Here is an 18,759-nt window from a genome sequence, read left to right on the forward strand (position 1 = left end):
CCCGCGCGTGCCGGGCTCCGGGGTTCGATGGGGTTCGTGGGGATCGAGCGCGGCGCATCCGCTTCGGACAGCGCGCCGACGCGAATGTCAGGAGGGGGGCTGTTCGGATATGTCGACCTCGGTCCGGCGCAGTTCGACCGAGTGCTCCTCGGTGGTTTCCTCGCGGGTGCGGCGGAGGTGGATTTCCTCCTTCAGCACCAGCTGGCGGGTGACGACGAGCCGTTCCTCCACCACCGGGATGACGGTGAGATCGCCGTCCTCGCGGATGTCCGGGCGTTCCTCGATCACTTCTCCGACCGGCACGCGCTCCACCGTCACCTTCTCGCGCATCACGGGCTGCGAGATCTCGTGCGTTTCCGAAACCGGGCGGGTCGTCACGCTGACCGTCCGGCCTTCCACCACCTTCCTGCCGATTTCGACCCGTTCCTCGACGACGGGGACGACATGTTCCTCGGCGGTTTCTTGCTCGGTCCTGTCGCTCATGATCGCTCCTCGCTTCGAGACGAAAAGGGGCCGGCCGCATTGCGCGACCGGCCGCCTTCCGGGGGGATGCGCTCAGCGGCGCCTGTTCTTGCGGTCCTCGTCGACATCGACGTCGACCTCGGTCCGGCGGGCCGTCTCCTCGACGTGCTCGACCCTGTCGTCGGCCGTCTTCCTGACGACCACTTCGTCCTTGACGACGGCCTTCTTGCCGACGACCGCCTCTTCGTCGTGTTCGGTCATCGACACGTTCCTGTCCTGGAGCAGCTTGTCCGCATCGGCGGACGTCACTTCCCGGTCCACCGGCCGGCGGTCGACCGACACGGTTTCGTCGCGCAGATGGACGTCCTCGCTCACGCGGTCCTCGACCACCCGGGATTTCACGCTGATGTTCCTGCCGTGTTCGGAAACGCGCTTGCCGATGGCGACCTTTTCCTCGACCACCGGGACCACTTCCTCGGTCACGGCCGCGCCGCCCTGGCGCGCATGGGCCGCGGCTTCCTCGCCATAGACCACCGCATTGTCGTGGATGACCAGTGGTTCGACGGCGCAGACCTTGCCATTGTCGAGCCTGACGGCTTCGACGTGGGTCCGGTCGTCGTCGACCAGCAGGTGCTCGATCACGCCGTAGCGCTGGCCCGTCGGGCTGACGAGGGGCAGGCCGCGGATGTCCTGGTCGCTGTGTTCGAGTTCGTAGTCCGACAGTTGGTCGAGCTGTTCGTAACGTGTGTCGTGTCGCATGATGTCTCTCCGTTGGGGTATTCGGTTGGGCACGCCTGCAAAGAAGGCGGGCCGGGTAAGTGCGGCGATCGGCCTTATTCCGTATCGCCGAGTTCGAGACGGACGCGGCGGTTCAACACCTCACGTTCGTCGTTCCCCGTTTCCACGAGGGTCGGGGTTTCGCCTTCGGCTTCGATTTCGATGTCGTCGCCATCAAGGCCCTGGCTCACGAGGTAGTCCCTCGTCTGTTCGGCGCGCGCATCGGACAGTTCCCGGTTGTAGGGCCGGGGACCGGCGCGGTCGGCGAAGCCGGCAAGGGTGATCCCGTCTTCGCGCACTTCGGGCCGGGCCTCGACCATGGCGTCGAGCACTTCGCGCGCGCCATCGGTCAGGTCGGCGGAATCGTAGGCGAAGAAGATCCGCGGGGTCGCCTCGGGGTTTTCCTCCATCCGTTCGAGCGAGCGGCGGTTGGCCGCGGCAACGCTCTCCGCGGTCATCAGGCCGCCTTCCGCTGCGCCCTCCGCATCCTCGTCGGTCGCGGCCTGTTCGGTCTGGGCGGTGCCGGCCATGTCATCGTCGGCAGTCGCCAGCCCGTCGTCGTCACCGGTATTGGCGAAGATCAGCCAGAGCAGCAGGGCAACCGCCAGAAGACCGAGCAGGATCCACAGCCAGCCCAGCCCGCCTCCCTTTTTTTCTACCGGAATTTCGGCCATAATTTTCCTCCAATCGTGGTCAAAGCATCGGCTTGTTCGCAATGGCCGAACGCGGTTCACGTCGCGTCCCGGCCGCCGTATCGGGGCTCTGCCTGGTCCGCTCGATGGCGGATCCGGATCAAGTGGTCCCACACCTGGCCAACAGAGGGGCAGGCGCGCTCGTTCCGTTGCGTGCGACGCAAGGTTGGGCGACCGGGGTGAATGGAAGACGGCGCGAGCGCGGCGGCCTCGGGACGAGCGCCGTGCGAGCGCGTCTTGCGCGGCGGCAGGTTGGGAACGGACCGCGGCCGCTTGGGGCGCGGAGCCGGCCGTCCGCCTCGCGCTAGGGCGCCCGGGCCAGCCCCTGCCGCAGCGTTATCACGCTCTTAACCGCCCCGGCGCTAGGCACGGGCTGCAGTCTTGCGGGGATCAATCGAACCGGTCGCATCGCCGCGCGGGCGTCGCACCGGCAGGGCATGATGTATGGAACAGGCAGCGAGCGATCCGTGGCCCCGGGGCGAGGCCGCCTCCGGCTCCGCGGCGGAAGCCTCGGCCGAGCCGCCGGGCACGTCGGCGCAATCCGGCCCCGCAGCCGCCTCTGCGCCCGACCCTGCGCCCGCGGATCCGGGCGCGGACATGCGCGCCGCGCCGCGTTTCACCCTCCTCATCCGCGCGGCAAAGCTCGTCTGCGCCAAGGGCGAATTCGTCTGCGTCATCCGCGACGTTTCCGAAACCGGGGTGAGCGTGCGCCTGTTCCACCGCCTGCCATCGGGCGGCCCATACGAACTGCACATGCCCGGCGGCGTCGCCTACGAGATGCGCGCCGTCTGGCAGCGCGACAACGAGGCGGGCTTCGAATTCACCCGCCCGGTCGAAGTCTCCCGCCTCATCAGCGAGGCCGGGCAGTATCCCAAGCGCGGCATCCGGCTCGACCTCTTCTTCCCGATCACCATCCGCACGCTCGCCCAGCAATGCGAGGGCGTGGTCGAGAACATCTCGCAGCAGGGCGCACGGTTCGAATGCGACGGGCTCTTCGCGATCGACCAGACGCTGAGGATCGAAGGCACCGACCTCGGCGGCGCGTTCCGCAAGGAGGTCCGCGTCAAGGTCCGCTGGCGGCGCGCCCGGCACTACGGGGTCGTGTTCGACGACACCTTCACGCTGGGCGATTTCGCCCGGCTCGCCGCGCAATTGCAGGAACCCGCCCTGCTGCGCGAATGACGGGGCGCGAACCCGCGACCGCGCCAGGGATTGCCGCGGTGTTGCGGGCGGATTTTCCCCCGCAAAGGCCCCGTGTTTACCGACCGCTAACCAATTTCCTTCACTCCCGGCTGCGACCGGCCCGGACCCTTGCGCGCGTTTTCGCGCCTGATCCGGGCGAAGCAGGAACGGGGGCTGGAATGAATGATCGGGTGGGCTTGGGACCGGACGCCGGGGGTTCGATCCGCGAGGTCGACGTCGCGATCATCGGGGCCGGGCCGGCAGGTCTCACCGCCGGCTACCTCCTGACGAAACAGGGCAAGTCGGTCGCGATCATCGAACAGGACGAAACCTATGTCGGCGGCATCAGCCGCACGGTCGAACACGCGGGCTACCGCTTCGACATCGGCGGGCACCGCTTCTTCTCGAAATCGCAGGCCGTGGTCGACCTGTGGAACGAGATCCTGCCCGACGATTTCATCCAGCGCCCGCGCATGAGCCGCATCTATTACGAGGGCAAGTTCTACTCCTACCCGCTGCGCGCGTTCGAGGCGCTCGGCAATCTCGGCCTGCTGCGTTCGGCCGCCTGCATGGCGAGCTACCTCAGGTACAAGCTGTTCCCGATCCGCGAGGTGAGGAGCTTCGAGGACTGGACCACCAACCAGTTCGGACAAAAGCTCTATTCGATCTTCTTCAAGACCTACACCGAGAAGGTGTGGGGAATGCCCTGCGACGAAATGAGCGCGGACTGGGCGGCGCAGCGGATCAAGGGCCTGTCCTTGTGGGGCGCGGTGGTCGACGGGCTGAAGCGCAGCCTCGGCCTCAACAAGCGGCCCAATGACGGCAGCGGCAAGCAGGCCAAGACCCTGCTCGAAACCTTCCGCTATCCCCGGCTCGGCCCCGGCATGATGTGGGAGGCCGCGCGCGACAGGATCATCGCCAGCGGGCGCGGCGAGGTGCTGATGGGCCATTCGCTCGACCGGCTCGCGAGCGACGGTGCGGGCTGGACGATGACCGCGCGTTCGGCCCACGGCAGCGCGCGGATCCGGGCGAGGGACGTGATCAGCTCGGCGCCGATGCGCGAGCTGGCGAAACGGCTCCACCCGCTCCCGGAAACCACGCTCCAGGCGAGCAAGCTTCGCTACCGCGACTTCCTGACGGTGGCGCTGATGATCGAGAGCGAGGACCTGTTCCCCGACAACTGGATCTACATCCACGATTCCAAGGTTCAGGTCGGACGGGTCCAGAACTTCCGTTCGTGGTCGCCCGAAATGGTGCCGGACGAGAACGTCGCCTGCGTCGGGCTCGAATATTTCTGTTTCGAGGGCGACGGGCTGTGGACCTCTTCCGACGAGGACCTCGTCGCGCTTGCGAAGAAGGAAATGGCGATCCTCGGCCTCGTCGATCCGGCGCGGGTGCTGGGCGGCGCGGTGGTGCGGCAGGAAAAGGCCTATCCCGTCTATGACGGGGACTACGCCGCCAATGTCGATGCCATGCGGCGCGAACTCGAGGCGAAGCACCCGACGCTCCATCTCGTCGGGCGCAACGGGATGCACCGCTACAACAACCAGGACCACGCGATGATGACCGCGATGCTGACGGTGGAAAACATCCTCGCCGGGCGGCGCATCTACGACACGTGGTGCGTCAACGAGGACGCCGAATATCACGAGGCGGGCAGCGAGGGCGCGGACACCGGCCTGCCCGCGCGCGATGGCGCGGCACAACCGCTCAGCGACGATCAGATCGCCGCTCTCACTTCGCTTCGCGGCGTGCCCGAACGGGTGCGGCCGGCAGGCGCGGGCGAAGGCGTCCGCAAGCGCGCGTGATGGCGGGCCCGGCGCGCCTCCTCGCCCGGCTGCGGGACCAGCGCTTCGCGCGCTATGTCGCCGCCAGCTTCGGCGCACTGGCGGTCGATGTCGGCGCCTTCCTCGCCCTGCTCGCGCTCGGCGCGGCGGCGGCGCCGGCCTCGGCGGCGGGCTATTCGCTCGGCATCCTCGCGCACTGGCTGATGTCGAGCCGCGCCGTGTTCGGCGACGGGGTCGCCGCAGGCGGACTCGCGCGGGCACGGCAGAAGGCGCTGTTCGTGATTTCCGCCCTGATCGGGCTCGGCCTCACCACCGCGATCGTGTGGGCGGGCGACAGGGCCGCGATCGACCCCCGCATCGCCAAGGCCGCGGCGATCGTGGTGAGCTTCCTTGCGACATGGCTCCTGCGCAGCCGGATCGTGTTCCGCGCGCCCGCGCCGCTGCGCGAAGCGGGGTGAGGCGATGCTGGTCGAGCGCCGCCGGGGGGTCCTTCCCGCCGACCTGCTGAGGCCGGTCACGCTCGCATTCGTGCTGGTCGCCGCGGTCGTTCTCGCGATCAACTGGTCCGCGATCGGCGCGCGGCAATTTCCCGACCCCGACGACGCGATGCGGCTGGTGCAGGTGCGCGACGTGCTGGCGGGGCAGGGCTGGTTCGACCTCGTCCAGTACCGCGTCGATGCGCCGGGCGGAGGGGTCGCGATGCACTGGTCGCGGCTGGTCGACCTTCCGCTCCTCGCGGTCATCCTGCTTCTTTCGCCCCTGATCGGCGCGGGCGCGGCGGAGGCGGCGGCGCTCGTGATCGTGCCGCTCGTCACCCTCTTCGCCGCCATGCTGCTCGCCGCGCGGATCGCGCACCAGCTGCTCGGCGAGGAGGAGACGATGCTCGCCGCGCTGCTCGTCGCTCTGTCGGTGCCGCTGCTGTTCCAGCTTTCCCCGCTCCGGATCGACCATCACGGCTGGCAGGTGGTCTGTGCGCTGTGGGCGATGAACGCGCTGATGGGGCGATCGGACCGCGGGGGGGCGTTCGGTGTGGGCGCGGCCCTTGCGACATGGCTCGCCATCTCGGTCGAGGGGCTGCCCTTCGCCGCCGCCATCCTTGCCGTGCTGGCACTGCGCTGGCTCGGGAACCGTTCGCAGCGCGGCTGGCTGATCCGCGCGATGCAGTCGCTCGCGGTGACGAGCGCGGCGCTGTTCGTGCTGACCCGCGGGCTCGGCGACCTCGCGCTGCATTGCGACGCGATCGGCCCGCTCCACCTTGCCGTGTTCGGCTGGGGCGCGCTGGTCCTCACCCTCCTCGGCAGGACCGAGCCCGCCCCGCTCGCGCTGGTGCTGGCCGGTTTCGCGCTTGCCGGAGGCGGGGCGCTCGCGCTCGTCCTCGGCGCCGCGCCGCATTGCGTGAGCGGTGGTGGCTTTGCCGCGATCGATCCGCTGGTGCGCGCGCAATGGCTCGACCGGGTGAACGAGGGCCGCCCGGTCTGGCACCAGGACCTGCAGCACGCGCTGCCCTTCGTGGTCGCGCCGCTCGTCGCCCTGCTCGCGGCGCTGCGCCTGCGGGCCGCGTCGAGCGATTGGCTGCGGCGTTTCTGGAGCGATTACGCCCTGCTGCTCGGCGCGGCGCTGATGGTCGCGCTGCTGGTGGCGCGTGCCGGGGCGGTCGCCTGCGCGCTCGCTGCGCCGCCGCTCGCTTGGCAGATCATTCGCTGGTGGCGCGCCGCGCGCGGGATGCGAAGCCCCGTGCGGCGGATGGGGATGACCCTCGGCATCGCCCTGGTGCTGGTCCCGACGCTGCCGCTGACCGTGATCGGCCCGGCGCTCTCGGCGGCCGCGACCGCCACGGCGCCCGCCGCAAGCCCGCGCGCAGGCGGGGCGGCCATCGTGCCCTCGCTCCGCGGTTCGCGCTGCGACATCGCGGGGGCGGGCGCGATGCTCGGCGTGCTTCCCCCGGGCGAGATCTTCGCGCCGATCGACATTGCCCCCGCCCTGCTCGTCGAAAGCCCGCACACCGTCATCGCCACCCCCCACCATCGCGGCGACCGGGGCCTGCGCTTCGTGATCGAGACCGCGACGGGCGATGCCGCCGCCGCGCGCGAAGCGCTCAGGGCACGCGGCACGGCCTATGTCGCGCTGTGCCGCGACCTTGGCGAACCCTATCGCTATGCGGCGCTCGCGCCGGGAGGGTTCATGGCCGCCCTGCTCGGCGGGGAGGCACCGGACTGGCTCGAACCGGTCGCGGCGGGGGCGGACGGCAGCTTCCGGCTGTGGCGGGTCCGCGCGGACTAGCCGTGCGGGTCGTCAGGCCGGCCGGAAATCGAGCGCGAGGCCGTTGATGCAGTGCCGCTTGCCGGTTGGCGCCGGTCCGTCCCCGAAGATATGCCCCAGGTGCCCGCCGCAATCGCCGCAGTGGACCTCGGTCCGGGGCAGGCCGATCTTGTAATCGGTGCTGGTCCCGACCGCGCCCCTGTCGATCGCCTGCCAGAAGCTCGGCCAGCCGGTCCCGCTGTCGTATTTGTGCTTCGAGGAATAGACCGCGTTCCCGCAGCCCGCACACACGAAGGTCCCGGCGCGCTTCTCCTCGTTCAGCGGCGAGGTGTAGGGCCGTTCGGTCCCCGCTTCGCGCAGGACGTGGTATTCGCTTTTCGTGAGCCGCTTGCGCCATTCGGCCTCGCTTTTCGAGACCGGGAAGTTGTCGCGCGCATTCGCCGGGCCGGAGCCGCAGGCGCCGAGCAGCGGCAGCGCGGCGACCCCGGCGGAAGCGGCGAGGACGAAGGAGCGGCGGGTAGGGGCGCGGTTCATGGCAGGATGTCTCGAAATCGGCGGGCAGTTCGCCTGCAGTTACGCCACACTCCGCCTGAAGGTTTCATGACCGCGCCCCGCCGGTCCTTCAGAATTCGGTGATCTCGACCTCGAGCTTGCGGAAGCCGTGGACGAAATTGGCGCGCACCCGCTCGACATCGCCCGCGACATGGACCCGCATCCGCCGTGCGTGCATTTCCTCGAGCAGGACGCGCAGTTGCAGCTCGGCCAGCCGCGCGCCGACGCAGCGGTGGATGCCATAGCCGAAGGCGATGTGCCGCCGCGCGTTCTCGCGGGTGATGTCGAGCTTGTGCGGGTTCTCGAATACGCTTTCGTCCCGGTTCGCGCCGAGATACCACAGCACCACCTTGTCGCCCTTCCTCACCGTCTGACCGAAGACTTCGGTGTCTTCCGTGCAGGTGCGGCGCATGTGCGCGAGCGGGGTGATGAAGCGCAGGCATTCCTGCACCGCGTTGGGGATGAGGTCCGGGTTCTCCTCGAACAGCTTGCGCTGGTCGGGGAACTGGTCGAACGCGTGGACGATCCCGCTCATGGTGTTGCGGGTCGTGTCGTTCCCGCCGACGATCAGCAGCACGAGGTTGCCCATGAATTCCTCGGGCCGCATCTGGTTCATCGATTCCGAACGGATCATCATCGAGATCAGGTCATCGCCCGAAGGATCCTGCGTGCGTTCGACCCAGAGCGTCTGGAAATAGGCCGCCATCTCCTGCAGGATGCCCCAGCGGAATTCGTCGAGATCGCGCACGGTCGCAAGCTCGGTATCGCCCGACCAGTCGGACCAGAAGGTCAGAAGGCGGCGGTCCTCCCAGGGAAAGCCGAAAAGGATCGCCAGCATCCCCGTGGTCAGCTCGATCGAGACGGTATCGACCCAGTCGAACACCTCGCCGCGCGGCAGGGTGTCGAGCAGTTCGCCCGTGCGGCGGCGGATTTCGGGCTCCATTTCCGCCATGGCGGTGGGGGTGAACTTGGGCGCGACGGTGCGGCGCTGGCCGGTGTGCTGCGGGCGGTCCATCGCGATGAACATCGGCAGTTCGCGCCGTTCCATCCCGGCCGCTTCGAGCTCGGCGTCGTCGGGGCGTTCGAGGATGGTGATGCCGCCGTATTCCCAGCTCGACGAAAAGGTTTCGGGCAGGGCCTCGATGTGCTGGATCGCCTTGTGATCGACCACCGCCCAATAGGGGCCGAACGGGCTTTCGGGGATGTAGTGCAGCGGCCCTGCGTCCTGCATTTCCTTGAAGATCGGCTGCCAGCGATCCTCGAAATAGATGTCGGAACGCGACACGTCCCACTTGTGCGGGTGGGACAGGCGTTCGTCCGGGTGCCGGGCGTAATGTTCCCTCAGCGCTTCGTATGCGCTGGGCGAACGGCGAACTTGCGGGCGTTGGGGTGCGATCGTGGCCATGGCTCTCTCCTCGTGGGAAGCGGCCGTGCGTTCTCGCATCTGGAAGGTCCGCTCCCTTCCGCGAGCCATCCTGCCCTAACTGACAGCGGTGTCAATAGTGAGTTTCGTTTGGCTACCTATTCGGCCGGTTCGGCCAGCCGGGCGGGCGCGTTGCGCGGACGCCACGGGCGGCGTTTCTCGCGGCCCGCGCCGCCCGATTTCATCACCCGCTTGCGGAACAGCATCGAGCCCGCCTTGACCAGCGCGAGCACGCACAGCGCCTGCCAGGCGAGCGCGGCGGCATGGATCCACAGCGTTTCGTCCATCGCCGCGCGCGCCAGCATGGCGAAGGGCGAGGACAGCGGAAACACCAGCGCGGCAAGCTCGAGCGAGGAGCCGGGCTGCGTGATCGTGTAGGCGGCGAGGAAGAACACCATCAGCTGCATCATCGTGACCGGCATCGACAGGGTCTGCACCTCGCGCACCGTGTTCGCCATCGCCCCGATCGTCAGGAACAGCGCGCCCAGAAGCAGGTAGGCCATCGAGAAATAGGCGACGCCGAGGGCAACGAACAGCGCCCAGCCGACCGCGGGGGCGGGCAGGCCCGAAGGGTCGCTGCCCGTCGCCGCGCCGACCGCGTCGCCGCCGAGGCTCCACAGGCCCCAGCCGACCATGGCCCAGACGCCGATCCCGACGAAGCTGACGCCGAGCATGGCGAAGAGCTTGCCCATGAAGACCGCGTCCATCGGGATCGCAGCGGCCAGGATCTCGATGATCTTGTTCGCCTTTTCCTCGACGAGGTTCGACAGCACCATGCCGGCGAGCAGCATGGTCAGGAGAAACAGCAGCATCTGCGCGGCCTGGGCGGTGCGGATGCGGTTGGAGCGTTCGGACGCGCCGCTGGTGGCGACGAATTCGCGCGCGACTTCGGGAAAGGCGCTGGGCGCGGCGCTGGTTGCGCTCGCGGCGACGAGGCCGACCGGCCCCTGCCAGCGCGCCACCTGCGGCTCGGTCCCGACGAGGCGCGGGGCCTCGGGCGAACCGGCGAGGATCGCGGCGTAATTGCCCCGCCGCTGCTCGAGGAAGGCGTGCGGTTCGAACCCCGGCTCGCCCGACTCGGGCACGGGGACGAGATGGGGAATCGCCCGGCCGAGTTGCGGGCGCAGCCGGTCGCGCGCGGCGATCATGGCGGCGTTGTCGGCTTCGCCCATGGCAAGGCCGATCTCGACGCTCACCGCCTCGCGCTGCACCTCGCTCCCGATGCTCCCGGCGAGCCCGCCGACGATCAGCGGGAAAAGCGGGCCGAGCAGGAAGAAGAGGAAGGCGCGGCTGAACAGGACCGCGACGAAATCGCGCCGGGCGATGACCCAGGCGGCTTCGAGGCTGGAGAGGCGCGGCCTTGCGCCGGTTGCGAGGCTCATCGGGCGGTTCCTTCGCTGTCGGCGGCGAGCTGGCGCGCGGCGGCCTCCCCCGCGATCGCGACGAAGGCATCGTGCAGCCCCGCGCGCTCGATCGAGAGCGAGAGGATGCCCGCCTCGCCCTCGATCAGCTGGCGCAGCAGGGGTTCGATCCCCGATTCGGGCAGGGGGAAGTGAAAGAAATCGCCCACCCGGCGGGTGTCGCGCGGCAGGGCGGCCGTCCAGCCCCCTTCGCGGGCGCGGGTTTCGAGCCGGACCTGCGCCGGGATGCGGTCGCGCGCGGCCTCGACGCTGCCGGCATAGGGCACTTTTCCCCCTGCGATGATCGCGACCCCTTCGCACAGGCGTTCGGCATGGTGAATGACATGGGTCGAGAAGATGACCGTCACGCCGTCCTCGGCCAGCGTGCGGATCAGCACCTCGAGCTTGCCCTGGTTGATCGCGTCGAGGCCGGAGAACGGCTCGTCCAGCACCACGAGGCGCGGATCGTGCACCAGCGTGCCGAGCAATTGCACGGTCTGCGCCATGCCCTTCGAGAGCTGGCGGATCGTGCGGTCGGCGGCATGGGCGAGGTCGTGGCGTTCGAGCAGCTCCGCCGCGCGCCTGCGCCCCTCGGCGAGCGGCAGGCCGCGCAGCGCGCCCATGAATGCGATCGCCTCGACCGCCTTCATCGCGGGATAGAGCCCGCGCTCCTCGGGAAGGTAGCCGATCAGCCGGCCGATATCGTGCGGGCGATCGTGGCCGAACACGCGCCGCACGCCTTCGTCCGGGTCGATGATGCCGAGCAGCATCCTCAGCGTCGTCGTCTTGCCCGCGCCGTTGGGGCCGAGCACGCCGTAGATCGCGCCCTCGGGCACGGAAAGGTCGACGCCGTCGACCGCGCGCGTGCCGTCGAAGCTCTTGACCAGCCCGCGCGCCTCGATCGCGAGGGGCCGCGTGTCCTGCGCGGCGCCGGCGGATTTGCCCGCCGCCATGAGATCGCCTACCGCCATATCCATAAAGGGGAGAGTTAACGCGCGAGACTGAACGGGAGTAACCCCAAACATGGTTAAGCCGCCGGTAAGCACGATCGCGCCGGAAACGCTCGAATCGCGCATCGCGGCCAAGGCGCGCGAGCTCGGCTTCGTCGCCTGCGGCTTCGCCGGTGCCGAGGAGGACCCCGTCCGCGCCGCGCGGCTCGAGCAATGGCTGGGCGAGGGGCTTCACGGGACCATGGAATGGATGGAGACCCGCCTCCACCACCGGCGTTCGCCCAGGGCGCTGTGGCCGCAGGCGCGCAGCGTCATCGCGCTGGGCATGAGCTACGCGCCCGGGCACGATCCCTTCGCGCTGGAGGATGTCGGCGACCGCGCGCGCGTCTCGGTCTACGCGCAGGGCAAGGATTACCACGACATCGTCAAGAAGCGGCTGAAAGCGCTCGCCCGCTGGCTGGTGGCCGAGGAGGAGGGGTGCGAGGTCAAGGTCTTCGTCGATACCGCACCCGTCATGGAAAAACCGCTGGGCGAGGCGGCGGGGATCGGCTGGCAGGGCAAGCACACCAACCTCGTCAGCCGCGAGCACGGCAGCTGGCTGTTCCTCGGGGCGATCTACACCACGCTCGACCTTGCCCCCGCCGAGCCGCACCGCGATTCCTGCGGCTCCTGCCGCGCCTGCCTCGACGTGTGCCCGACCGGCGCTTTCCCGGCGCCCTATCGATTGGATGCGCGGCGCTGCATTTCCTACCTCACGATCGAGCACAAGGGTCCGGTGCCCGAGGACCTGCGCGAAGGGATGGGCAATCGCATCTACGGCTGCGACGATTGCCTTGCGGTGTGCCCGTGGAACAAGTTCGCTTCGCAAGCCGCGGCCATGCGCGAATTCCTCCCCCGCCCCGAACTGGTCGCCCCGCGCCTCGCCGAACTGCTCGCGCTCGACGATGCGGGGTTCCGGGCGCTGTTTTCCGGTTCCCCGATCAAGCGGATCGGGCGCGACCGGTTCGTGCGGAACTGCCTCTACGCCGCCGGGAACAGCGGCGATGCGGCGCTTGCCGACCCCTGCGAAGCCTTGACGGAGGATCCCGACCCGGTCGTGGCCGAGGCGGCGCGCTGGGCGCTGCGAAAGCTCAGAGCAGGTCCTTGAGCGGGATCTCGGGGTCCGCCAGCAGCGCGCGGTCGACCTTTTCGACCCCCTGTTCGAGCAGCTTGCGCCCCTGCACGTAGTCCTTCATCGTGTTGACGCAGTCGAAGGCGATCGGGCGGCCCTCCTTGAGATAGACGACCGTGAACCTGCGAGTCGCGGGATCGCCCCGCAGCACGGTTTCGTCATAGCCGAGGCTGAGGCCCGCGGTCTGGAGCTTGAGGTCGTACTGGTTCGACCAGAACCAGGGCAGGGCGTCGTAGGGCTCCTTTTCGCCCATGATCGCGCGGGCGACGGTGTTCGCCATGTCGTGCGCGTTCTGGACCGATTCGAGGCGAATCACCGCGCTGCCCGCGTAAGGATTGGCGTGCGCCGCGCAATCCCCGATGGCGTAGATGTCGTCGAGCGTGGTGCGGCAGCAGAAATCGACGTCCACCCCGTTCGATCCCGCCGCTCCGGCCGCGATCAGCGGGGCGACCGCGGGGACGATGCCGATGCCGACCACCACCATGTCGCACGACACTTCCTCGCCGCCGGAAAGGCGCACGCCGGTGACGCGGCCCGCCTCCTCTCCGAGGATTTCCTCCACCCCGGTGCCGAGCCGCACGTCGACGCCCTGGCGGCGGTGTTCCTCTTCGTAGAAGCGCGACAATTCCTCGCCCGCCACGCGCGCGAGCAGGCGCTTCTGCAGTTCGACCAGCATCACCTCGCAGCCGAGCTTGCGCAGCACGGCCGCCGCCTCGAGCCCGATATAGCCGCCGCCGATCACGACCGCCTTTTTCGGCTCACCCGTGGTTTCGGCGGCGAGGGCCGCCATCATCGCGTCGGCATCGCGCCGGTCGCGCACGTAGAACACGCCCTTCAGTCCCGCGCCCGGGCAGGACAGGCGGCGCGGGTCGCCCCCGCCCGACCAGATCAGCTTGCGATAGCCGACCTTGCCGCCGTCGGAGAGCGTCACCTCGTGCCGAATCGGGTCGATCGCGGTCACGCCCCGGCCGAGCGCGAGGTCGATCCGCTTGTCCGCCCAGAACTTCTCGGGCCGGATCATGATCCGTTCGAAGCCCTTTTCCCCTGCGAGATATTCCTTCGACAGGGGCGGTCGCTCATAGGGCGGCGAGGTGTCGCGCCCGATCATGAGGATCGAACCCTCGTGTCCCTGTTGCCGCAGGGCGATCGCGACCTGCGCGCCGCCATGCCCCGTGCCGACGATCACCACGTCGGCGCTCGCGGGCGGCTCGTCCCTTTCGTTCATGGGCCGGTGCGTCACCGAAACCGCGCCCGAGGTCAAGCCTTGCGGCGGAAACCTCACGGGTCCAGCAGGTTGCGCGCCTGGCTGGCGATCTGGGCGAGGATCGCGGGGGACACCGGCGGGTGCGCCTGCGCCCGCTCGACGACCGAGCGGAAGCGGCGAATCGCGGCGGTGTTGTCATCGGCCCAGCTTTCCACCGCCGCGACGATCCCGTCCGCGCCGTTCTTGCGCCGCACCAGCCGGCGCAGGAAATCGAGCCGCATCTGCTGGAAATCGCGCGCCAGCCCGGCGACGAGCAGGCGTTCCCACACGTCGGACGGCTCCATCAGCGCCGCCATGCCCTGCGCCCAGTCGAGCCCCAGCCGCATCCCGAGCCCGGTGAAGGCCTCGGTCAGGTCGAGCACCGCGACCCCCGTCTTGCGCGCCAGCCGGGCGAGGCCGACCGCGCCGTCCATCGCGAAGAGGTGCACCACCGCCAGGGCGAGGTCCTCGTCCGCGCCCGCGCCTTCGAGTTCGGCCCGCATCCGTTCGGCGCGCTGGCGCGCCTCGCCGACCAGCACCGTGCCCGTCGCCTCGGTCAGCGCGCGCACCCCGGGTTCGAGTTCGCGCGCCAGCTCGCTCGCCGACTGGCGCGCCGCGCCCGCGCGCAGCAGGTCCGCCATCTGCGCGCGCAGGGCATGGGCGGTGCGGTCGAACAGCATCAGGCGGGTCGCCTCGCTCACCTCGGCGGTGTCGAGCCGTTCCCACAGCGCGGTGCAACCGAACAGCCTGTCGACCGCGACGAAGGCCTTGGCGATCGCGCCGAGGCTCGCGCCCTCCTCCTCGGCCAGTTCGAACGCGACCAGCAGGCCGAGCCGGTTGACCATCCGGTTGGCGATCTCGGTCGCGATCAGCTCGCGGCGCAGGCGGTGGGTGCGGATCTCCTCGGCGAAACGCTCCTGCATCGGGCGCGGGAACATCGCGATCAGGGTGTCCTCGAGCGCCGGATCGTCGGGCAGGTCGCTCGCCTCGATCGCGTCCTGCAGCGCGAGCTTGGTCGAGGACAGCAGCACGGCGAGTTCGGGGCGGGTGAGGCCCTGCCCGTCGCTCGCCCGGCGAATGAGGGTCTCGCCATCGGCCAGCCCCTGCGTGCGGCGGTCGAAATCGCCGAGCTCCTCGAGCCGTTCGATCAGGCGGACATAGGACGCGGTCTGGTCCGGCCCCGCCGCTTCGGCCACCGAGATGGCGAGCGCCTGGAGCCGGTTGTCCTCCAGCACGATGCCCGCGACCTCGTCGGTCATCTCGCCCAGGAGCGCGTTGCGTTCCTCGCGGGTGAGGCGGCCCGCCTTCATCGCCGCGGCGAGCGCGATCTTGATGTTGACCTCGTTGTCCGAACAGTCGACCCCGGCGGAATTGTCGATGAAATCGGTGTTGATCCGCCCCCCGCCGAGCGCGAATTCGATCCTTCCCGCCTGCGTCGCACCGAGATTGGCGCCCTCGCCGATGACCTTTGCCCGCACGTCGCTCGCATCGACCCTCAGCGCGTCGTTCGCCGGATCGCCGACGGTGATGTGGTTCTCGTTCGCCGCCTTGATGTAGGTGCCGATGCCGCCGAACCAGATGAGGTCGACCTCGGCCTTGAGGATCGCGGAGATGAGCGCGTCGGGCTCGATCTCGGCCTCCTCCAGCCCGAGCATTGCGCGAACCTCGTCGGTCAGGGCTATCCGCTTGAGATCGCGCGAGAATACCCCGCCGCCCCCGGATATCAGCGTCCTGTCGTAATCGTCCCAGCTCGACCGGGGCAGGTCGAACAGGCGCTGGCGCTCGGCCCAGCTTGCCGCCGGGTCGGGGTCCGGATCGAGGAAGATGTGCCGGTGATCGAACGCGGCGACCAGCTTTATCGCCTTCGACAGCAGCATTCCGTTGCCGAACACGTCGCCCGACATGTCGCCGCAGCCCGCGACCCGCACGGGATCGCTCTGCACGTCGATCCCCATTTCGAGGAAGTGCCGCTGCACGCTGACCCAGCCGCCGCGCGCGGTGATGCCCATCGCCTTGTGGTCGTAGCCGTTGGACCCGCCGGAGGCAAAGGCATCGTCGAGCCAGAAGTCGCGCGCCTGCGCGATGCCGTTGGCGACGTCGGAAAAGCGCGCCGTGCCCTTGTCGGCGGCGACGACGAAATAGGGGTCCTCCCCGTCGGTGATGACGACCTGCGAGGGATGGACCACGTCCCCGTCCTCGATGTTGTCGGTAACGGACAGCAGCGTGCGGATGAAGATCTCGTAAGCCGCCTGCCCCTCGGCCGCCCAGCCTTCGCGATCGTTCACCGGGGAAGGCAGGCACTTGGGATAGAAGCCGCCCTTGGCCCCGGTGGGAACGATCACGGCGTTCTTGACCTTCTGCGCCTTCATCAGGCCGAGGATCTCGGTGCGGAAATCGTCGCGCCGGTCGGACCACCTCAGGCCCCCGCGCGCGACCGGGCCGGCGCGCAGGTGGATCCCTTCGACCCGCGCGCTGTAAACGAACACCTCGCGCCACGGCAGCGGCCTTGGCAGGTTCGGGACGAGCGCCGAATCGATCTTGAAGGCGAGCGCCGCTTCCGCTGCGGGCGCAAAGGCATTGGTGCGAAGGCACGCGTCGATCACCGCGCGGTAGAGCCTGAGCAACCGGTCGTCGTTGATCGCCGAAACCTTGGCAAGCCCCGCGGCGAACACGCGATCGGCCTCCTCGCAGGCTTCCTTGCGGTCCCCGGCGAAGGCGGGATCGTGCCGGGCGAGGAACAGGTCGATCATGGCGCGCGTCACGTCCGGCGCGGCCTCGAGCGCGTCGACCACTGTGTAGATCGTGAAGCCCATGCCGGTCTGGCGCAGATAGCGGTAGATCGCGCGCAGCCAGTTCGCCTCGCGCGCCGACAGCGCCGTGCCCATGACGAGGCGGTTGAAGGCATCGTTCTCCGCCCTGCCATTCAACACCTCGGCGATCGCCGCCTCGATCGCGTCGCACCGGGCGAGCAGGTCAGCCGCGTCCGCGCCCGCGGGCAGGTCGAGCGTGAAATCATGGATCGTGCCGAGCGCCCCGCCCGCGAGCATGGTCGGGATCTCGGTCACCACGCGGAAGCCGAAATTCTCCAGCGCCGGGACTGCGTCCGACAGGGCGAGCTGGCCGCGGGTATAGTAGATCTTGAGCCGTAGCGATCCCGGCAGGTCGGTTTCCAGCCGGTAGAGCCGCACGTCGCGCAGCGGCTGGTCGATCGCCGTGTCGTCCTCCGCCGTGAGCGCGCGCAGCCGGGCGATGTCGCGCGCGGCCTCGGCCGGGCCGTAGTCGCTGCGATAGCCCGGCGGGAAGGCCGGGGCATAGCGCGCCGCGATCGCGGGCGCGCGGCCCGGCTCCTCGCTTTCGGCAAGGTGGGTTTCGACCGCGTCGCCCCAGCCGCGCAGCAGGTCCTCGAGATTGGCCTCGATCGCGGCGGCATCGGGCGGATTGCGGCTCGCCCTCGTGTCGAGCAGGAACTGCATGAGCGCGAGCTGGCTTCCCTCGACCTTGAGGCTCCAGTCGAGCAGCGCCGTGCCCGGCTCCTGCGTCAGCAGCGCCTGGATTCGCGTCCGCACATCGGTCGAGATCGTGTCGCGCGGCAGCCAGACGAAGGCGAAGACGTGCCGGGCGAGCGGCGAGGGGACCAGCACCAGCCGCGGGCGCGGGCGGTCCATCAGGCTCATCATCGCGGTCGTCAGGCGGAAGACATCCTCGTGCCGGAAGGCGACCATGAGATCGTGCGGCAGGGTGGTGAAGGCGTGGACCAGCGACTTGCCGGCATGGCCCGCGGGATCGAATCCCAGTTCCTCCGTCACCCGCGCGAGCGAGGCGCGCAGGACCGGCACGTCCTGCGGCGGCGAGGCGAGCGCGGCGCTGGTCCACACGCCCGCATGGATAGAGATCGCGGCGACCTTGCCGTCCTCCCGCCGGGGCACGATGAACAGGTCGAGCGGGGCGGGGCGATGAACGTTCGACAGGCGGTTCGCCTTGATCACCAGCAGCGGGCGCGGTTCGCCGGCCGCATCGCCTTCGTCGAACCACGCGAAGGCGCGTTCGTAGGACATTTCGGCGAGGATTTCGCGCGCGCTCGCCCGGCAGATGCCGAGCACTTCGTCCTCGCTCCCGTCGCGGTGCCGCGTGAGATGGCCGAGCTGGGTCAGCATCCCCCGGTTGAGCCAGTGGAGCAGGTCGGTCGCCTCGTGGTGGGACGGCCCGCTGCCGCTCTCCCCGCGCGCGATCCGTTCGGCATCGGCGCGGATCGCCGCCTGCATCGCGCGCCAGTCGCCGACCGCCGCGCGCACGTCGCCTAGTGTCCGGCGCAGTTCGGCGAGGAGGTCGCGGCGGTGGCGCGCATCGACCCGCGGCGTTTCGATGTAGACGAAGCTTTCCTTGTGTCCCGCGCCCGCGCCGTCCAGCCCGGTCAGGGTGCCGTCCGAAGCGCGCTCCACCGCGATCACGGGGTGGACCAGCCGGTCGATGCTCACGCCCTGCGCGGTCAGGGTCGCCGCGATCGAATCGACGAGGAAGGGCATGTCGTCGTTGACGATCGCGATCCGCAGGCGGCGGCGCCCGTTGGTGGCGGATTCGATGCAGATCGCGGCGCGTTCGGGCTCGCGCTCGGCCGCGGTGCCGAGCAGGAAGGCCGCCGCTTCGTCGAGCTCCCCGCCCTCGAGCGGGGTGTCGCCCGGCAGGACCGACGCGCCGAGCCGTCCGGCGAGCACCCGCGCGAGGTCGGACGGGGCGGAATTCGCGCGGGTTCCTGCGGGGGACGTGGACACTGTCAACTGCTCCTGCACCCTGGTCCGGCCCGCCGCGGCGGCCCGTGTTGCGGCGCAACATTATTATGCCGGACGATTTTTTTCGTGCCGAG

Annotated in this window: 14 protein-coding genes; 5 read left to right on the top strand and 9 right to left on the bottom strand. The window is 69.5% G+C overall.

The genetic code is table 11. The features are described 5' to 3' along the window. Positions 1-87 precede the first annotated feature (87 nt). From BLU08_RS11275 to BLU08_RS11285, 3 genes are all read right to left on the bottom strand, one after another. A complete protein-coding gene (locus BLU08_RS11275) occupies positions 88-483 on the bottom strand; it encodes a DUF2382 domain-containing protein (protein WP_090199527.1) in 396 nt (131 codons plus the stop codon). A gap of 72 nt (positions 484-555) precedes the next feature. After that, complete coding sequence (locus BLU08_RS11280) at positions 556-1,221, bottom strand: YsnF/AvaK domain-containing protein (RefSeq protein ID WP_090199529.1); 666 nt, start codon at positions 1,219-1,221, stop codon at positions 556-558. A 74-nt stretch (positions 1,222-1,295) separates the two neighbouring features. Beyond that, entirely contained in the window at positions 1,296-1,913 is a 618-nt protein-coding gene (locus BLU08_RS11285; RefSeq protein ID WP_090199530.1) for an OmpA family protein, read from the bottom strand. A 462-nt stretch (positions 1,914-2,375) separates the two neighbouring features. Here BLU08_RS11285 and BLU08_RS11290 point away from each other — a divergent pair, with 462 nt between their 5' ends. The 4 genes from BLU08_RS11290 (at position 2,376) to BLU08_RS11305 (ending at position 7,180) form a co-directional block, all read left to right on the top strand. Then, on the top strand, positions 2,376-3,113 hold the full coding sequence (locus tag BLU08_RS11290) for a PilZ domain-containing protein (RefSeq protein ID WP_090199532.1): 738 nt from the start codon (positions 2,376-2,378) through the stop codon (positions 3,111-3,113). Positions 3,114-3,292: 179 nt separating this feature from the next. After that, on the top strand, positions 3,293-4,921 hold the full coding sequence (locus BLU08_RS11295; protein WP_090199534.1) for an NAD(P)/FAD-dependent oxidoreductase: 1,629 nt from the start codon (positions 3,293-3,295) through the stop codon (positions 4,919-4,921). After that, on the top strand, positions 4,921-5,358 hold the full coding sequence (locus tag BLU08_RS11300) for a GtrA family protein (RefSeq protein ID WP_090199535.1): 438 nt from the start codon (positions 4,921-4,923) through the stop codon (positions 5,356-5,358). Before BLU08_RS11295 ends, BLU08_RS11300 begins: the two co-directional genes overlap by 1 nt. A gap of 4 nt (positions 5,359-5,362) precedes the next feature. Continuing rightward, positions 5,363-7,180 (top strand): hypothetical protein, encoded by a 1,818-nt coding sequence (locus BLU08_RS11305; RefSeq protein WP_090199537.1) that lies wholly within the window; start codon positions 5,363-5,365, stop codon positions 7,178-7,180. 12 nt (positions 7,181-7,192) lie between these two features. Here BLU08_RS11305 and msrB read toward each other — a convergent pair whose 3' ends face one another. The 4 genes from msrB to BLU08_RS11325 form a co-directional block, all read right to left on the bottom strand. Continuing rightward, positions 7,193-7,693, bottom strand: coding sequence for a peptide-methionine (R)-S-oxide reductase MsrB (msrB, locus tag BLU08_RS11310; RefSeq protein ID WP_090199539.1), 501 nt, complete (start codon positions 7,691-7,693; stop codon positions 7,193-7,195). Positions 7,694-7,781: 88 nt separating this feature from the next. After that, complete coding sequence (locus BLU08_RS11315) at positions 7,782-9,116, bottom strand: cytochrome P450 (protein WP_090199540.1); 1,335 nt, start codon at positions 9,114-9,116, stop codon at positions 7,782-7,784. A gap of 116 nt (positions 9,117-9,232) precedes the next feature. Further along, positions 9,233-10,516, bottom strand: coding sequence for an ABC transporter permease (locus BLU08_RS11320; RefSeq protein WP_090199542.1), 1,284 nt, complete (start codon positions 10,514-10,516; stop codon positions 9,233-9,235). Beyond that, positions 10,513-11,487: an ABC transporter ATP-binding protein gene (locus BLU08_RS11325; RefSeq protein ID WP_090199544.1), complete on the bottom strand. Its 975-nt coding sequence runs from the start codon at positions 11,485-11,487 to the stop codon at positions 10,513-10,515. The genes BLU08_RS11320 and BLU08_RS11325 overlap by 4 nt, the downstream gene beginning before the upstream one ends. Before the next feature lie 70 nt (positions 11,488-11,557). Here BLU08_RS11325 and queG point away from each other — a divergent pair, with 70 nt between their 5' ends. After that, positions 11,558-12,631: a tRNA epoxyqueuosine(34) reductase QueG gene (queG, locus tag BLU08_RS11330; protein WP_090199545.1), complete on the top strand. Its 1,074-nt coding sequence runs from the start codon at positions 11,558-11,560 to the stop codon at positions 12,629-12,631. Here the strand turns inward: queG and BLU08_RS11335 are convergent. Further along, positions 12,615-13,880 carry an NAD(P)/FAD-dependent oxidoreductase gene (locus BLU08_RS11335; protein ID WP_090199547.1) on the bottom strand — a complete coding sequence of 422 codons (1,266 nt, stop codon included), beginning with the start codon at positions 13,878-13,880 and terminating at the stop codon, positions 12,615-12,617. The genes queG and BLU08_RS11335 overlap by 17 nt on opposite strands. A gap of 53 nt (positions 13,881-13,933) precedes the next feature. Beyond that, complete coding sequence (locus BLU08_RS11340; RefSeq protein ID WP_233995951.1) at positions 13,934-18,667, bottom strand: NAD-glutamate dehydrogenase domain-containing protein; 4,734 nt, start codon at positions 18,665-18,667, stop codon at positions 13,934-13,936. Positions 18,668-18,759 lie beyond the last annotated feature (92 nt).

Source organism: Erythrobacter sp. HL-111 (assembly GCF_900105095.1).
GTDB lineage: Bacteria > Pseudomonadota > Alphaproteobacteria > Sphingomonadales > Sphingomonadaceae > Erythrobacter.

What these genes read in the sequence shown, in the direction of transcription:
- BLU08_RS11325 (WP_090199544.1), bottom strand. Translation starts at nt 11,487, where the DNA reads ATGGCGGCGGGCAAATCCGCCGGCGCCGCGCAGGACACGCGGCCCCTC.
- BLU08_RS11290 (WP_090199532.1), top strand. Translation starts at nt 2,376, where the DNA reads ATGGAACAGGCAGCGAGCGATCCGTGGCCCCGGGGCGAGGCCGCCTCC.
- BLU08_RS11320 (WP_090199542.1), bottom strand. Translation starts at nt 10,516, where the DNA reads ATGAGCCTCGCAACCGGCGCAAGGCCGCGCCTCTCCAGCCTCGAAGCC.
- BLU08_RS11285 (WP_090199530.1), bottom strand. Translation starts at nt 1,913, where the DNA reads ATGGCCGAAATTCCGGTAGAAAAAAAGGGAGGCGGGCTGGGCTGGCTG.
- BLU08_RS11300 (WP_090199535.1), top strand. Translation starts at nt 4,921, where the DNA reads ATGGCGGGCCCGGCGCGCCTCCTCGCCCGGCTGCGGGACCAGCGCTTC.
- msrB (WP_090199539.1), bottom strand. Translation starts at nt 7,693, where the DNA reads ATGAACCGCGCCCCTACCCGCCGCTCCTTCGTCCTCGCCGCTTCCGCC.
- BLU08_RS11335 (WP_090199547.1), bottom strand. Translation starts at nt 13,880, where the DNA reads ATGAACGAAAGGGACGAGCCGCCCGCGAGCGCCGACGTGGTGATCGTC.
- BLU08_RS11315 (WP_090199540.1), bottom strand. Translation starts at nt 9,116, where the DNA reads ATGGCCACGATCGCACCCCAACGCCCGCAAGTTCGCCGTTCGCCCAGC.
- BLU08_RS11280 (WP_090199529.1), bottom strand. Translation starts at nt 1,221, where the DNA reads ATGCGACACGACACACGTTACGAACAGCTCGACCAACTGTCGGACTAC.
- BLU08_RS11295 (WP_090199534.1), top strand. Translation starts at nt 3,293, where the DNA reads ATGAATGATCGGGTGGGCTTGGGACCGGACGCCGGGGGTTCGATCCGC.
- queG (WP_090199545.1), top strand. Translation starts at nt 11,558, where the DNA reads ATGGTTAAGCCGCCGGTAAGCACGATCGCGCCGGAAACGCTCGAATCG.
- BLU08_RS11275 (WP_090199527.1), bottom strand. Translation starts at nt 483, where the DNA reads ATGAGCGACAGGACCGAGCAAGAAACCGCCGAGGAACATGTCGTCCCC.
- BLU08_RS11305 (WP_090199537.1), top strand. Translation starts at nt 5,363, where the DNA reads ATGCTGGTCGAGCGCCGCCGGGGGGTCCTTCCCGCCGACCTGCTGAGG.